Here is a 13,812-nt window from a genome sequence, read left to right as displayed (position 1 = left end):
CGGTAAATTTACGTTTGATGCATATTTCTTCTCCCCCAAAATCACCGACAATTGGGAATACGTCTCCTTCCAACTGGCCGCTGGCACTCTGCGCCGGGTTGTTGGGCATCGGGCAAAACGGCCTGCTGGTGGCGTTGCCGGTGTTGGTCAGCATGACTCATCTGTCGCTTTCCGTCTGGGCCGGGCTATTAACGCTCGGCTCAATGCTATTTCTGGTTGGCTCACCCTGGTGGGGCAGACAGTCTGAAATTCGCGGCTGCAAGTTTGTAGTAACCCTGGCCTTAACAGGGTATTTGTTCAGTTTTGCTTTACTGGCCTTGGCCGTTTGGGGGCTGGCGTCCGGCTGGCTTTCGCCGATGCTGGGACTGGGCGGCCTGATCGTAGCGCGGATTATCTATGGTTTGACGGTCTCCGGCATGGTGCCGGCCAGTCAGACCTGGGCTTTGCAGCGTGCCGGTTACGAACAGCGAATGTCGGCGCTGGCAACCATCAGCTCCGGGTTGAGCTGCGGGCGGCTGCTTGGCCCACTGTGTGCGGCATTGGCATTGTCGATTCATCCGATGGCACCGCTGTGGCTGATGGCGATTGCGCCTTTAATCGCCTTGTTGGTGATATGTCGCCAACAAAACGATCCGCCTTTGCCGCCGGTGGCCCATCAGCAAAACCGACTGCGTCTGAATATGGTGCCTTACCTGCTGTGCGCGGTGCTGTTGGCGGCCTCGGTCAGCCTGATGCAACTGGGATTGGCGCCGCATTTGACCCGTTTGTTCAACCACTCCGCCACTGGCGTCAGCCATCATGTGGCGGTGTTGTTGAGTGTGGCGGCGGCCTGTACCTTGTTGGCACAGTTTCTGGTAGTGCGGCCACAGCGCTTTAGCGCGCCACAACTGCTGCTGATTGCGGCGGTGTTGATGGTCGTCGGCCTGGGCCTGATGTGTGCTCAGCCGCTAGCCTTGTTCTATGCCGGTTGTGCGCTGGCCTCCTTTGGCGCGGCCATGGCGACACCGGGCTATCAACTGATGTTGAACGATAAATTATCCACCGGCAAAGGGTCGGGAGCGATCGCCACCAGCCACACGCTGGGTTACGGCCTGAGTGCGTTGATGGTGCCGGTGGTGGCCAGGTTTTATGGTGAGTCGCAGCTGATCGCGGCGGCTCTGATGATGGCGGTTCTGCTGGGCGGTATCAGCGGCTGGCTGTGGTGCCAGCACCGTATCCGGGTAAATTCTGCGGGAGAGTAACTGTTATGTCCGGCGCATCAAGCTACAGAATTTTTGATATCACACTGAAAGTAAAAGAAAACGTATCGCCTTCCTTGCTGCGCTGCGTATTCGAAGGACCGGACGTCCATCGCATGAAGTTAGAGGCGCCGGATCAGCGCATCAAACTGTTGTTCCCGGCCGAGGATGGCCAGCAGCCACAGTTGGAAAATAGCGATGACTGGTATCGTCAGTACATGGCGATACCGAAAGAGCAACGCCCGGTGATGCGGACTTATACGCTGCGTGCGTTGCGCACGGAACACAATCAGATGGACGTCGAGTTTGTGCTGCATGGCGTCAACGGCCCGGCTTCCGCCTGGGCGACACAGGCCAAACCGGGGGATACCCTTCAGGCGGTGGCACCCAATGCCGATTTTGACGGTGACAGCGGCGGTTATGAATGGGCACCGCCGAGCGCGCTGCAACAGGCCCTGCTGATTGCCGATGAAACCGCGGTACCGGCGGCAGTGGGTATTTTGGAACAGCTGGCGCAGCGGGCCAATCCGCCACGGGTGCAGGCATTCTTTGAAGTGCCGGTGGCGGGTGACTGCCTGAATATGGACCGTTTCCCGTTTGCCGAGGTGTATTGGTTGCCGCGTGACGTCGGACACCAGCAAATACACGGTACATTGCTGGTGGAGTCGGTACGCCAGCGGGTAAATATTCCAGAGTCGGCGCGTACGCAAGCACAGTCGCTGACGGAAAACAGCCTGGGCGGCGACCTGCTGTGGGAACGGGCGGAAGGGGCGAAAAGTTTCTACGCCTGGGTTGCGGCGGAGTCTTCAGCGGTGAAGGCATTACGCCGTTACCTGATTGGCGAACGCGATTTGGACCGTTCCACCGTGAACTTTATGGCCTATTGGTGCTGAGCTAATCCTTCAATAGCCGGCTTCACTTTGGTGGCGCACCGGGATCTCCGCGTCGTCACCTCTTTCCAGGTCGACGAGCCAATTATTGGTCTCTTCCTGAGACAGATGTCTACCATTTGCCTGATAGGCTTCCCATGCCTGTAACGCATCTTTGCGCAGCGCTTCGCGTTTTTCTTCTCGTTCGACATATTCACGGATCGCTTCACGCATTATCCAGTGCGCGCTGCGCTGACGTGTAGCCGCAATTTGCTGCACCCGCTGCTTCAGTTGTTCATCAATTTTAATCAATGTTGCACTCGTCATTGGTCTTCCCTGTTAGCTAAAAATAATATCTCAGACGGCTGACAAAGCCCGTTATTAGGGAGAGCGTGCCGAAGGGGTCGTAGCAGCCTTGGCTGCCGGAGCGCCCCTCGGTGCGCTAGGCCCGGGTATCTCGGGTTCAAAGACAACTTTTTCATCAAATTCAGATAGTACCTGTGGCTACTATACGGCGGGTTGAGTCGAGTTGTCCGAATTTCGTTCAGCCACGATTATTCCGCCATCAAACTCACATGCGCAGCCACAATACGCCAGCCGCAGGGCAGTTTGACCCAGGTTTGCATCTGGCGGCCGAGCCTATCGCTGCCCGGGCGGCGGAATTCGGTACTGGCCACCGCCATATCATCGCCGTAGGTGGTGATGACGGTGTTCTCCAGCAGACGATCCAGCCCTTTCGAGGGGCGTTGCTGGCGGAAGTCACGGATCTGATCGATACCGTACAAATTTTCCGTCGCGCCGTAACGGACAGTGCGCCCATCGTGCCAAAACAGCTCATCCAAAACTTCAATATCATTGCCAATCAGCGCCTGTTCATAGCGGTAAAATGCGCTGTTCACCTCTGCCAATACCGCCGGTCGATCGATATATTCACTTTTCATGGTTAATCCTGTTTTCCCGCTAAACCACAGAAGGCCACACCGCGTTGCTCCAGCGCATAGGCGGCTCGCAGTGCCAGATCTTCACGCCATGGCGGCGCGATAAGCTGCAGGCCGATCGGCAGCCCGGCCGCAGTTTTCAGCGGCACCGTCACCACCGGCAAACCAAGGAAGGAGATTGGCTGTGTCAACATGCCCATGCTGGCGCGGATCGGCAGGTCGGTGCCGTTGATACGCATGGTTTCCTGACCAATGACCGTTGCGCCGCACGGCGTGGCCGGGGCGATCAGAATGTCCCAGTGTTCAAACAGCGGCAGTACCTGCTGCTGAAAATGAGAGCGGAAACGTTGTGCCTGCAGGTACCAGGCGGCGGGCAGCATGGCACCGGTCAGCAGCCGCTCGCGCGACAGCGGTTCAAAGCGCTCAGGCTGGCTGCGCAACTGCGGCAGATACTGGTTCCCCCCCTCGGCGGCGGTGAGAATAAACGCCGCCGAGCGTGCCAGTTCGGCCTGCGGCAGTTCGACTTCGGCGATGGCCTCCAGCGCCTGAGCGACCTGTTGCACCGCCGCTTTGGCGTCGCCATTGCACCACTGCTGGAAATAACCGGCCAGCACCGCACAACGCAGTCCCTGCTGGCCACGCGGCAGCAGCGATTCGGTTTGGGTGATCGGTTTTTCCGCCTGGAAGCGGTCTTCGACGTCGGTACCCTGCATCACGTCATACACCGCTGCCAGGTCGCGTACCCGACGGGCAAAGGGGCCGACATGATCCAGACTGGCGACAAACGGCTGGCTGCCGCTGCGCGAAAGGCGGCCAAAGGTCGGTTTCAGGCCAAAGATGCCGCACAGCGAGGCGGGCACGCGTATTGAGCCGTTGGTATCGCTGCCGAGCGAAAATGTCACCAGTCCGGCGGCGACCGCAGCCGCTGATCCGCCGGAGGATCCACCGGCAATACGTGTGGTGTCGTGTGGGTTGCGCGTTGCGCCGTAGTGGCTGTTTTCGGTGGTGAAACCGTAGGCATAGGCGTCCATATTCAGCAAGCCGGAGAGCAGCGCGCCTTGCGCCGCCAGCTTGTTCACCACCCAGGCATCTTGTTTGGCAGGTGGGTTATCGCTGAACAGGCTGGCACCGGCCAGGGTAGTTTCCCCGGTGACGTCGAACAGGTTTTTTACCGCATAAGGAATGGCTGCCAGGCTGGGTAGCGTTTGCCCCTGGGCGCGGCTGCGATCGAGATGATCGGCTTCACTCAGCATACGTTCGCGGGTGACGTGGGTGTAGGCATTCAGCGAAGGGTTTTGGCTGTCGATATTGTCCAGCGTTTGCTGGGCGATCTCGCGGGCGGAAATCGCGCCTTGTTTCAGGGCGGCGCGGATCTCGGCGATCGACAGTGCGCTTAGTGGATTCATGCTCGATATACCCCGGCAATCTCCAGACGCTGATCGAGCGGCAGGGCCATCAGCGGTTCCGCCATCGCAGCGATGCGGTTGAATTGGATCAGCAGTTCCTGACGGCGCATGTCATTCAGCTCCAGGGCCAGCAAGGCTTCCATCTGGCTGATATAGGTCGCCCAGTCGGTGGCAGGTGGGTGGTTCATCGGTGTCCCCTTTTTGAGAGATCGGTTAGAAGCCGGCGGCGCTGCCGTTGCTGCGTGGATCAAAAGCGCCTTCGAGCATGCCGCTAGTATGGCGAACAATGGCGCCGGCGTGGCCGACCGCTTCGCTGAAGTCCGGTAGCAGTTCCACGTCGTGGCCGCGTTGACGCAGGTAGGCAAGGGTTTCTTCGCTGAAACGCCCCTCCAGTTTTAATGAGTCGGAGCTTTCACCCCAGGTGCGGCCGAGCAGCCAGCGCGGCGCGCTGATCGCCTGTTGCAGCGGCAGTCCCTGCACCACATGGCGGACAAACACTGCCGCCTGGGTTTGCGGCTGGCCATCACCCCCCATGGAGCCGTACACCAGGGTACGCCCGTCATACAGACGTGCCGCTGCCGGATTCAAGGTGTGGAAAGGTTGTTTACCCGGCGCCAGTGCCAGCAGGTGCGCAGCATCCAGACTGAAGGACGCGCCCCGGTTTTGCCACAGTACGCCACTTTGCGGCAGTACCACGCCGCTGCCGAATTCGTGATAGATACTCTGGATAAAGGATACCGCCAGGCCGCTGCTGTCCATCACCCCCATCCAGACGGTATCGCCTGGCCCTTTGCCTTTACCCCAGGCGGCGGCTTGCTCAGGATCGATGCGCCTGGCCAGGCGATCCAGATGTTCGGCCGTCAGCAACGCCTGAGGATCCTGAGTCATTTGACGCGGGTCGGTGATGAATTGATCGCGCAGGCCGAAAGCCAGTTTGGTGGCCTCGACGATGCTATGCACCACCGCACCTTCGCTGCGGCTGGCCAGCGGCAGGCGGTCGGTTAGCCCGAGGATCGCCAGCGAGACCAGACCCTGAGTCGGCGGTGTCAGGTTAAATATTTCCCCTTTCTGATGCTCCAGCCGCAGCGGGGTGCAGCGGCGTGGCCGATAATCTGCCAGATCCTGCGCGGTGAGCGGCATACCGAGCTTGGCCATATCCGCCGCCATGCCCTGCGCCAGCGGGCCGCGATAGAAGCTGTCCAGGCCCTGTTCGGTCAGGGCGATCAGGGTATCCGCTAACTGCGGTTGACAGAAACGCTGCCCGGCGTGAGGGATTTCCCCGTGCGGCAGGTAGGTGCGGGCAAAATGCTCCCGATCTGCCAACTCATGATATTTACTGCGGGTAGCCGCCTCCTGCGAGGCAGTGACCGGAATGCCGTCTGCGGCATAGCGAATCGCATCTGCCAGCAGGCGCGACAACGGCAACTGTTCGCCGCCCAATTCAACGGAGTAGTCCAGTGCTTCCTGCCAGCCACCGACGGTACCGGCGACGGTCAGCGCGGCTTTTGGTCCCCGATGTGGAATGTGACTTTCACCGGCGTAAAAATCCAGTGTGGCCAGCGAGCCGGCTGCACCGCTGGCGTCGATGGCTACCGGATCCCCCTGCGGCGGAACGATCAGCCAGAATCCATCGCCACCCAAACCATTCATGTGCGGGTAGACCACGGCGATGGTCGCGGCGGCGGCGACCATGGCTTCAATCGCGTTGCCTCCTGCGCGCAGTACCGCCAGTGCACTTTCACTGGCGAGGTGATGCGGCGTGACGGCCATGCCCAATGGCGCGGTGTTGCTGTTAATCATTTCTTGGCCCTTGTTTGAGGTCAGCGTCTGCCTTAAACACAAGCAAGAGACGTTCCATGTTTTCTGCCAAGGCAATAATCGCTTGCCAGCGGGTGGATTGGCCGTGGTATGTTCCGCTGAAACAAAGGTTACAGCTGGAGTAGCAATGAAGCAGATTGATGAACGCCTGCGCGGGGACTATCCGCAGCTCACGCCGCAGGAACAGCGGGTGGCCGATTTTATTTTCGATCACTTTGATGACCTGATCAGCTACAACAGTGCCGAACTGGCGCGCTTGAGTGGCGTCTCCAAAGCCACCGTCAGCCGCTTGTTCAAACGCCTGGGTTACCCGAGCTACCGCGCTATGCGTGATGAATTGCGCACTCTGCGTCAGAGCGGTATGCCGCTGACCGATAACCGTGATGCGGTGCAGGGCAATACCCTGTTGGCGCGCCACTACAAGCAGGAAATGGCTAATATCACCCAGTGGGTTAACCATATTGATGCCGAGCAGTTCAACGCGGTGATCGCTGCTTTGGTGCAGGCGCGGCGCGTGGTGCTGATGGGGTTTCGTAACAGCTATCCGGTGGCGATGCATCTGCGTCAACAACTGATGCAGGTGCGTGAGCAGGTGTTACTGGTGCCGCAGCCCGGCCAGACGTTGGCGGAGGAACTGGTCGATATTGATCGGCGGGATGTGGCGGTGGTGGTGGCATTTCGTCGTCGGCCACGCCAGTTGCGGGCGTTATTGACGCAGTTACAGGTACAACAGGTACCGATTCTGCTGGTGTGTGAGCCACAGGCGCAGGCGTTGATCCCGCTGGCCAACTGGCATCTGGCGGCGCCACTCGACAGCGTTTCTGCTTTCGACAGCTACTCTGCCGCCATGAGTCTGGCCAACTTGCTCAGTAATGCTCTGCTGCATGAGACGCTGGCGCAAGGACGGCAACGCATTCACCAGATTGCCGATCTGTATAGCGATCTGGATGAGTTGGAACAGCGCTAAACTCAGCGCCATTTTGGTGCTTTCGCACTTTGATGGTGCGTTACTGTCCCCTTTTATTGACTCCCCCTAACGCTACTCTGGCAGGGCGGTTTCCGTCTTAATGCCCTAACTTACGGTCACTAAAGCCGATCGTTCCTGACATCCCGGATTGGCACATTAGTTGCAGAGTGATAATCAAAGAATCTTTTGTTTCATCATTTCACCATCGGGGATAATCTATGAACTTCAAGAAAATCGGGGTAGTGGCGTTAGGTGCGGTGCTGTTGCTGGCACAGGCCGCTTCGGCGATGGCGGATCAACTGCAGGAAATCCAGCAGCGTGGTGTGCTGCGGGTGGCAGTACCCCAGGACTTCCCGCCGTTCGGCTCCGTGGGCACCGATCTGCAGCCGCAGGGTTATGACATCGATATGGCGCAGTATCTGGCCGACAAGATGAAACTTAAGTTGCAGTTGGTACCGGTCACCAGTGCCAACCGCGTACCTTATCTGCAAACCAACAAGGTCGATCTGGTGATTTCCAGCCTGGGCAAAAACGCGGAACGCGAGAAGGCGATCGCCTTCAGCCGTATTTATGCACCGTTCTTCCTGGGTGTGTTTGGTCCGAAAGAGTCGGTACTGGCTGATGCCGCGCAGTTGGACGGTAAAACCATCGGCGTGACGCGCGGTGCGGTGGAAGACATGGTGCTGAGTGATACCGCGCCGAAGGGCACACAAATCAAGCGCTATGAAGACAACAACACTACGTTGTCGGCCTATCTGTCCGGTCAGGTGCAATACATCGCCACCGGCAATCTGGTGGTGAGCGCCATTGCGCGGCAGAACCCGACCAAAGCGCCGGTGGCCAAATTTATGCTGAAAGATTCGCCCTGCTACGTAGGCCTGCGTCTGGGTGAGCCGGCGCTGAAAGCGAAAGTGGACGAACTGATTGAGCAGGCGTTAAAGGATAACACCCTCAATGGCCTGTCCGAGAAATGGCTGAAAGCGCCGCTGCCTGCCGACTTCGGCGCATAACGGGAGCGCCTGATGACCTATCAGCTGAACTTTCCTGCCCTGTGGCCTTACCTGCCCGAATTGCTGGCCGGTCTGCTGACCACCATTGAACTGACGGCGCTGGCTACCTTAATGGGGGTGGCGCTGGGTATCTGCGGAGCGGCGATCCGCAGCGGTAAGGTCAACTTGCTCAGCCGCGTTTGGGGTATTTACGTTGAAGTGGTGCGCAATACACCGTTCGTGGTGCAACTGTTCTTCATCGTCTTCGGCCTGCCGAGTTTGGGCTGGAAACTGACCGCCGGGCAGGCGGCGCTGCTGGCGATGGTGATTAACCTGGGAGCCTACAGCACCGAGATCATCCGTGCCGGCATTCAGGTGACGCCGAAAGGCCAGTGGGAAGCCGGTAGGGTGCTGGGTCTCAGCCGCAGCCAGACATTTTTGCGCATCGTGTTGCCGCCGTCGCTGCAACGGATTTATCCGGCGTTGGTCAGCCAGTGCATTATCGTCATGTTGGGATCATCGGTGGTGTCACAGGTGTCGTTCGAAGAGTTGACCTTCGCCGCCAACCTGATCCAGTCGCGGACCTTCCTCAGTTTTGAGGTCTATCTGGTGACGGCGCTGCTTTACCTGCTGTTATCCATACTGATGCGCCAGCTGTTGCTGGCCGCCGGACGCCGTTTTCTAGGGAGCAAGGGCTGATGCTGACTTTTACCGACTGGGACATTGTGCGCAACCTGCTGCTGGCGGCACGCTGGACCTTGCTGCTGTCGCTGACGGCGTTTTTTGGCGGCACTCTGGTGACGTTGCCGTTGTTATTGCTGCGCCTGAGCAAGCGTAAGTGGGCGTTGCGGTTTGTCCGCTGTTATTCCGAACTGTTTCAGGGCACGCCGCTGCTGATGCAGCTGTTCCTGGCCTTCTTTGGTCTGGCGCTGTTCGGCATTGATGTGAGCCCCTGGACCGCTGCCGCTTTGGCACTGACTTTGTTTACCAGCGCTTTTCTGGTGGATATCTGGTCCGGCAGCATTGCTGCGTTGCCAAAGGGACAGTGGGAAGCGTCGCGCTGTCTGGGGCTGAGTTTTGGTCAGACCCTGGTGCGGGTGATTGTGCCGCAGGCGGTGCGTATCGCTATCGCCCCCACCGTCGGTTTTTCGGTGCAGGTGATCAAGGGCACCGCACTGGCGTCGATCATTGGTTTTATCGAACTGACCAAGGCCGGAACCATGCTGAACAATGTGACTTATCAACCGTTTAAAGTTTTCGGCCTGGTCGCGTTGGGCTATTTCCTGATGTGTTATCCGCTGTCGCGCTACAGTCATTATCTGGAGAAGAAATTCCATGCCGCTCATCACAATTAATCAGGTGCAGAAATATTACGGTCAGAATCATGTGCTAAAGGGCGTGGATTTGGATATCGATATGGGCCAGGTGATTTCGATCATCGGCCGCAGCGGCTCCGGCAAGAGCACCTTGTTACGCTGTATCAACGGGCTGGAAGGCTATCAGGAAGGCAGTATCAAGCTGGGTGGCATGACCGTCACCGATCGCGATTCACAGGCCCGTGAAATCAGCCGCTCCATTGGCATGGTATTCCAGAACTTCAATTTATTCCCGCACATGACCGCGCTGGAGAACGTGATGCTGGCGCCGCGTCGGGTGCTGAAGAAAAGCCCGGCCGAATGCCGTGAACTGGCGGAAGAGATGCTGAACAAGGTCGGGCTGGGCGAGCGCATGCATTATTCACCGGCTAACCTTTCCGGCGGACAGCAGCAGCGGGTGGCGATTGCCCGGGCGCTGGCGATGAACCCGAAAGTCTTGCTGTGTGACGAAATTACCTCGGCGTTGGATCCTGAGCTGGTGGGCGAAGTGCTAAAGGTGCTGGAGCAACTGGCCAAAGAGGGCATGACGCTGATCCTGGTGACCCATGAAATGAACTTTGCCCGCGAGGTCGGCGACCGGGTGGTGTTTATGCACCAGGGCAAGGTATGGGAGCAGGGCGACAGTCGCACGCTGTTCGCCAATCCGCAAACGCAGGAATTAAAACAGTTTATTGCATCGGTTCGCGGCCTGTCTGAGCACTGATGCGCGTAAATCTCTACCCAATAGATTTCAAGATGCAGGAAGGCGGCAACGCAGCAAGTCCCTGGGAGCGTACAGGTAGTACGTGACCAGGGCGAGCGAGGAAAGCCAACGCATCTGCAACTTGAAAGATGAAGGGTATATTAAGCTGGTAAGGAATCAACATGTTAGATATCACCCAATTCGATCAGATTAATCCACCCGCCCGCCTGCTAATGGGGCCGGGGCCGATCAACGCGGATCCGCGCGTGCTGCGCGCCATGTCGAGCCAGTTGGTTGGTCAGTACGATCCGGCGATGACCGGTTACATGAATCAGGTGATGGAGCTGTATCGCGCGCTGTTCCGCACCGAAAACCGCTGGACGCTGCTGGTAGACGGCACTTCCCGCTCCGGTATCGAAGCGATGCTGGTCTCTTCAATCCGCCCTGGCGACAAGGTGCTGGTGCCGGTGTTTGGGCGTTTCGGTCATCTGCTGTGTGAGATAGCCCGCCGCTGCCGCGCCGAAGTGCACACCATAGAGGTGCCCTGGGGCGAGGTATTCACTGCCGACCAGATTGAAGACGCGATCAAGAAGGTACGCCCGCGCCTGCTGTTGACGGTGCAAGGCGACACCTCTACCACCATGTTGCAGCCGCTGGCGGAATTGGGGGATATCTGCCGTCGCCATGGCGTGCTGTTTTACACCGATGCCACCGCTTCGTTTGCCGGCAACCCGTTGGAAACCGATGCCTGGGGGCTGGATGCGGTTTCTGCCGGCCTGCAAAAATGTCTGGGTGGCCCATCGGGCAGTTCGCCGGTCACTCTCAGCCCGCAGTTTGAAGAGATCGTTCGCCGCCGCAAATGCGTAGAGCAGGGCATTCGCACCCTTGATCACGCGGATGGTGACGATGAAATGATCTACTCCAACTACTTCGATCTCGGCATGATCATGGATTACTGGGGCCCGGAGCGTCTGAATCACCATACCGAAGCCACCAGCATGCTGTTTGCCGCGCGCGAGTGCGCCCGGGTGATCCTGGAGGAAGGGCTGGATAACACCATCGCCCGGCATAAGCTGCACGGCGCGGCGATGCTGGCCGGCATTCAGGGCATGGGGCTGGAAGTGTTCGGCGATCTTGATAACCGCATGAATAACGTGCTCGGCGTGGTGATCCCGCAACAGGTACACGGCGAGCAGGTCCGCCAAATGATGCTGAACGATTTCGCCATTGAGATTGGTACCTCGTTCGGCCCGCTGCAGGGCAAAATCTGGCGCATCGGCACCATGGGCTACAACGCGCGTAAAGACTGCGTGCTGCAGACCCTCACCGCGCTGGAAGCGGTGCTGAACCGGCTGGGTTTCGCCAGCAAACAGGGTGAAGCGCTGCAGGCGGCCTGGAATACCTACGACGACGGGAGTCGTTGATGGCGGCGCTGTTAACCGCCCAGGAGGCGGAGCAGGCTGCGGCTCGGGTGATGACTCGTTGCGATGCGCTGGCGGCGATCAGCGCCACGCCGGGCCAGTTGACGCGGGTTTACCTGTCGCCGGAACATCAACGCGCCAACCTGTTGGTCGGCGACTGGATGCGTACTATCGGCATGAAGGTCTGGCAGGACAGCGTCGGTAACCTCTGTGGCCGCTACGAAGGCCAAACGCCAGATGCGCCTGCGTTGCTGCTGGGTTCGCATCTGGACACGGTGCGCAACGCCGGGCGCTATGACGGCATGCTCGGCGTGTTGACCGCGCTGGAAGTGGTGGCGCATTTGCATCGGCAGCAGCGGCGTTTGCCGGTGGCGGTTGAGGTGATTGGCTTTGCTGATGAAGAAGGCACGCGCTTTGGTATCGCGCTGCTGGGCAGCCGGGGCATTACCGGACAGTGGCCGGCGGATTGGCTGGAACGCACCGATGCTGATGGCATTAGCGTGGCACAGGCATTACGTGAGTTTGGGCTGGATCCGGCGGCGGTTGGCGAAGCGCGACGCGCGCAAAGTGATATCTGCAGCTATCTGGAACTGCATATTGAGCAAGGGCCCTGCCTGGAGGCGGCCGATCTGGCTTTGGGCGTGGTGACGGCAATTAACGGCGCCCGTCGGCTTAACTGTACCTTTACCGGTCAGGCAGGCCATGCCGGTACCGTGCCGATGGGGCAACGTAAAGACGCGCTGGCGGCGGCGGCGGAATGGATGGTGGCGGTAGAGGCGATGACTTCGGCCAGCGATCGGCACCTGGTGGCTACCGTTGGCCGGATTGAAAGCCTGCCGGGAGCGGTCAATGTGATCCCCGGTGAGGTCAAACTGACCCTCGATGTACGCGGCCCGGAGGATGGCCCGCTGGCAGCGCTGTTGACGCAGTTGCTGGAACAGGCGCAGGCGATCTGTACCCGTCGGGGACTGCGTTTTGACAGTGAAGAGTTTTACCGCATAAATGCAACGGCCTGTGATGCAAATTTGCAACAGCGCTGGCAGCAGAGCGTGATGGCGGTACAGGGGCGCAGCATGGCGTTGCCGAGCGGCGCCGGGCACGATGCCATTGCCGTAGCGGCCTGTTGGCCAGTGGGGATGCTGTTTGTCCGCTGCGATCGCGGTATCAGCCATCATCCGGCCGAAGCCGTCAGCCAGTCCGATGTGGCGCTGGCGATCCAGGCTTACTGCCAGACGGTCAGCGGTTGGGAGGAGGCCCGATGAGTCTGCAACGATTTAATCAATTACCGCAGGCGGAAGCGGAGCGTTTACTGCAGCCCTGCGTGGATATTGCGGCATGGATCGCGGCGGTGATAGTAGCGCGGCCCTTCAGCAGCATCGACGCCGCGCTGGCGGTGGCCTGGCAAGCGGCGCAGCGCTGGCAGCCGGAAGAGATCAGCCAGGCATTGGCGCAGCACCCGCGTATCGGCGAACGTGCCAAGGGCCAGGGGCAAGAGGCGCAGTTTTCGCAGCGTGAGCAAGCGGCGGTCAACGCGCAGGATGTTGAGCTGACCGAAGTGCTGTGGGACGGGAATCGACGCTATGAACAGCAATTTGGTCAGATTTTTTTGATCCGTGCCGCCGGTCGCGATGGTCAGAGTATTTTACGTGAGTTACAACGGCGCTTGAATAACAGTGCGGAGCAGGAACGGCAGGAAACCGCCGAACAACTGCGTGAAATCGTGATGCTGCGTTTTAAGGAGTTACTGAGCCATGAGTAATATCAGCACCCATATTCTGGACACCTCACTCGGTAAACCCGCTGGAGGCGTGCGGGTGTGGCTGGAGCAGCAACAGGACGGACAGTGGCGGACCCTGGCAGAAAGCCATACCGATGCCGACGGCCGTGCGCGTGACCTAACCCCTGATAGCCTGGCCGCCGGGCATTACCGTCTGTCTGCCGATCTCGGCGCTTACTTTGCCGCTGACCGGCGTGCAACCTTGTATGCCACGGCAATTATCGATTTTGTCATCAATGATGCGGCGCAGCATTACCATTTACCGCTGCTCATTAGCCCGTATTCCTACTCAACCTACCGGGGCAGTTAAACGCCCTTAGCGGTTAACCCG

At 59.2% G+C, this 13,812-nt stretch carries 16 protein-coding genes; 11 read left to right on the top strand and 5 right to left on the bottom strand.

Annotation, left to right across the window (positions count from 1 at the left end; translation table 11 throughout):
• Window positions 1-17: 17 nt before the first annotated feature.
• Window positions 18-1,241: an MFS transporter gene (locus OC597_RS14780; RefSeq protein ID WP_261283687.1), complete on the top strand. Its 1,224-nt coding sequence runs from the start codon at window positions 18-20 to the stop codon at window positions 1,239-1,241.
• A 5-nt stretch (window positions 1,242-1,246) separates the two neighbouring features.
• Window positions 1,247-2,131: a siderophore-interacting protein gene (locus OC597_RS14775; protein ID WP_261283688.1), complete on the top strand. Its 885-nt coding sequence runs from the start codon at window positions 1,247-1,249 to the stop codon at window positions 2,129-2,131.
• A gap of 9 nt (window positions 2,132-2,140) precedes the next feature.
• On the opposite strand, the gene OC597_RS14770 is transcribed toward OC597_RS14775, so the two are convergent.
• The 5 genes from OC597_RS14770 to OC597_RS14750 all read right to left on the bottom strand — a co-directional run bounded on the left by OC597_RS14770 (window position 2,141) and on the right by OC597_RS14750 (window position 6,251).
• Window positions 2,141-2,434: a CopG family ribbon-helix-helix protein gene (locus OC597_RS14770; protein WP_261283689.1), complete on the bottom strand. Its 294-nt coding sequence runs from the start codon at window positions 2,432-2,434 to the stop codon at window positions 2,141-2,143.
• 227 nt (window positions 2,435-2,661) lie between these two features.
• Window positions 2,662-3,048, bottom strand: a complete 387-nt coding sequence (hpxZ, locus tag OC597_RS14765; RefSeq protein ID WP_112347814.1) for an oxalurate catabolism protein HpxZ — start codon at window positions 3,046-3,048, stop codon at window positions 2,662-2,664.
• A 2-nt stretch (window positions 3,049-3,050) separates the two neighbouring features.
• Window positions 3,051-4,451: an AtzE family amidohydrolase gene (locus tag OC597_RS14760; RefSeq protein WP_261251520.1), complete on the bottom strand. Its 1,401-nt coding sequence runs from the start codon at window positions 4,449-4,451 to the stop codon at window positions 3,051-3,053.
• Window positions 4,448-4,639: an oxalurate catabolism protein HpxX gene (gene hpxX, locus OC597_RS14755; protein ID WP_261251522.1), complete on the bottom strand. Its 192-nt coding sequence runs from the start codon at window positions 4,637-4,639 to the stop codon at window positions 4,448-4,450. The genes OC597_RS14760 and hpxX overlap by 4 nt, the downstream gene beginning before the upstream one ends.
• A gap of 25 nt (window positions 4,640-4,664) precedes the next feature.
• Complete coding sequence (locus tag OC597_RS14750; protein ID WP_262209282.1) at window positions 4,665-6,251, bottom strand: gamma-glutamyltransferase family protein; 1,587 nt, start codon at window positions 6,249-6,251, stop codon at window positions 4,665-4,667.
• Between the two features lie 145 nt (window positions 6,252-6,396).
• Here OC597_RS14750 and OC597_RS14745 point away from each other — a divergent pair, with 145 nt between their 5' ends.
• From OC597_RS14745 to uraH, 9 genes are all read left to right on the top strand, one after another.
• Window positions 6,397-7,236 (top strand): MurR/RpiR family transcriptional regulator, encoded by an 840-nt coding sequence (locus OC597_RS14745; RefSeq protein ID WP_262209280.1) that lies wholly within the window; start codon window positions 6,397-6,399, stop codon window positions 7,234-7,236.
• A gap of 287 nt (window positions 7,237-7,523) precedes the next feature.
• Window positions 7,524-8,246, top strand: a complete 723-nt coding sequence (locus tag OC597_RS14740) for a transporter substrate-binding domain-containing protein (protein WP_498881644.1) — start codon at window positions 7,524-7,526, stop codon at window positions 8,244-8,246.
• A gap of 12 nt (window positions 8,247-8,258) precedes the next feature.
• Window positions 8,259-8,924, top strand: a complete 666-nt coding sequence (locus OC597_RS14735) for an amino acid ABC transporter permease (protein WP_262209279.1) — start codon at window positions 8,259-8,261, stop codon at window positions 8,922-8,924.
• The gene (locus OC597_RS14730) at window positions 8,924-9,580 is read left to right on the top strand and encodes an amino acid ABC transporter permease (protein WP_085115321.1); all 657 of its coding nucleotides are present in this window, start codon (window positions 8,924-8,926) and stop codon (window positions 9,578-9,580) included. The genes OC597_RS14735 and OC597_RS14730 overlap by 1 nt, the downstream gene beginning before the upstream one ends.
• Window positions 9,561-10,304, top strand: a complete 744-nt coding sequence (locus OC597_RS14725; protein ID WP_261251531.1) for an amino acid ABC transporter ATP-binding protein — start codon at window positions 9,561-9,563, stop codon at window positions 10,302-10,304. The genes OC597_RS14730 and OC597_RS14725 overlap by 20 nt, the downstream gene beginning before the upstream one ends.
• A 161-nt stretch (window positions 10,305-10,465) precedes the next feature.
• On the top strand, window positions 10,466-11,707 hold the full coding sequence (gene pucG, locus OC597_RS14720) for a (S)-ureidoglycine--glyoxylate transaminase (protein WP_262209277.1): 1,242 nt from the start codon (window positions 10,466-10,468) through the stop codon (window positions 11,705-11,707).
• Window positions 11,707-12,966: an allantoate amidohydrolase gene (hpxK, locus tag OC597_RS14715; protein WP_262209276.1), complete on the top strand. Its 1,260-nt coding sequence runs from the start codon at window positions 11,707-11,709 to the stop codon at window positions 12,964-12,966. The genes pucG and hpxK overlap by 1 nt, the downstream gene beginning before the upstream one ends.
• Window positions 12,963-13,463, top strand: a complete 501-nt coding sequence (gene uraD / locus OC597_RS14710; RefSeq protein WP_262209274.1) for a 2-oxo-4-hydroxy-4-carboxy-5-ureidoimidazoline decarboxylase — start codon at window positions 12,963-12,965, stop codon at window positions 13,461-13,463. Before hpxK ends, uraD begins: the two co-directional genes overlap by 4 nt.
• Window positions 13,456-13,791 (top strand): hydroxyisourate hydrolase, encoded by a 336-nt coding sequence (uraH, locus tag OC597_RS14705; protein WP_262209273.1) that lies wholly within the window; start codon window positions 13,456-13,458, stop codon window positions 13,789-13,791. The genes uraD and uraH overlap by 8 nt, the downstream gene beginning before the upstream one ends.
• Window positions 13,792-13,812 lie beyond the last annotated feature (21 nt).

Origin of the sequence: Serratia proteamaculans (assembly GCF_946227095.1) — a bacterium.
GTDB lineage: Bacteria > Pseudomonadota > Gammaproteobacteria > Enterobacterales > Enterobacteriaceae > Serratia > Serratia proteamaculans_E.
The sequence above is the reverse complement of the archived record's forward strand: the minus strand, read 5'-3'. Positions and strand labels throughout refer to the sequence as shown.

What these genes read in the sequence shown, in the direction of transcription:
- OC597_RS14780 (WP_261283687.1), top strand. Translation starts at nt 18, where the DNA reads ATGCATATTTCTTCTCCCCCAAAATCACCGACAATTGGGAATACGTCT.
- OC597_RS14775 (WP_261283688.1), top strand. Translation starts at nt 1,247, where the DNA reads ATGTCCGGCGCATCAAGCTACAGAATTTTTGATATCACACTGAAAGTA.
- OC597_RS14770 (WP_261283689.1), bottom strand. Translation starts at nt 2,434, where the DNA reads ATGACGAGTGCAACATTGATTAAAATTGATGAACAACTGAAGCAGCGG.
- hpxZ (WP_112347814.1), bottom strand. Translation starts at nt 3,048, where the DNA reads ATGAAAAGTGAATATATCGATCGACCGGCGGTATTGGCAGAGGTGAAC.
- OC597_RS14760 (WP_261251520.1), bottom strand. Translation starts at nt 4,451, where the DNA reads ATGAATCCACTAAGCGCACTGTCGATCGCCGAGATCCGCGCCGCCCTG.
- hpxX (WP_261251522.1), bottom strand. Translation starts at nt 4,639, where the DNA reads ATGAACCACCCACCTGCCACCGACTGGGCGACCTATATCAGCCAGATG.
- OC597_RS14750 (WP_262209282.1), bottom strand. Translation starts at nt 6,251, where the DNA reads ATGATTAACAGCAACACCGCGCCATTGGGCATGGCCGTCACGCCGCAT.
- OC597_RS14745 (WP_262209280.1), top strand. Translation starts at nt 6,397, where the DNA reads ATGAAGCAGATTGATGAACGCCTGCGCGGGGACTATCCGCAGCTCACG.
- OC597_RS14740 (WP_498881644.1), top strand. Translation starts at nt 7,524, where the DNA reads ATGGCGGATCAACTGCAGGAAATCCAGCAGCGTGGTGTGCTGCGGGTG.
- OC597_RS14735 (WP_262209279.1), top strand. Translation starts at nt 8,259, where the DNA reads ATGACCTATCAGCTGAACTTTCCTGCCCTGTGGCCTTACCTGCCCGAA.
- OC597_RS14730 (WP_085115321.1), top strand. Translation starts at nt 8,924, where the DNA reads ATGCTGACTTTTACCGACTGGGACATTGTGCGCAACCTGCTGCTGGCG.
- OC597_RS14725 (WP_261251531.1), top strand. Translation starts at nt 9,561, where the DNA reads ATGCCGCTCATCACAATTAATCAGGTGCAGAAATATTACGGTCAGAAT.
- pucG (WP_262209277.1), top strand. Translation starts at nt 10,466, where the DNA reads ATGTTAGATATCACCCAATTCGATCAGATTAATCCACCCGCCCGCCTG.
- hpxK (WP_262209276.1), top strand. Translation starts at nt 11,707, where the DNA reads ATGGCGGCGCTGTTAACCGCCCAGGAGGCGGAGCAGGCTGCGGCTCGG.
- uraD (WP_262209274.1), top strand. Translation starts at nt 12,963, where the DNA reads ATGAGTCTGCAACGATTTAATCAATTACCGCAGGCGGAAGCGGAGCGT.
- uraH (WP_262209273.1), top strand. Translation starts at nt 13,456, where the DNA reads ATGAGTAATATCAGCACCCATATTCTGGACACCTCACTCGGTAAACCC.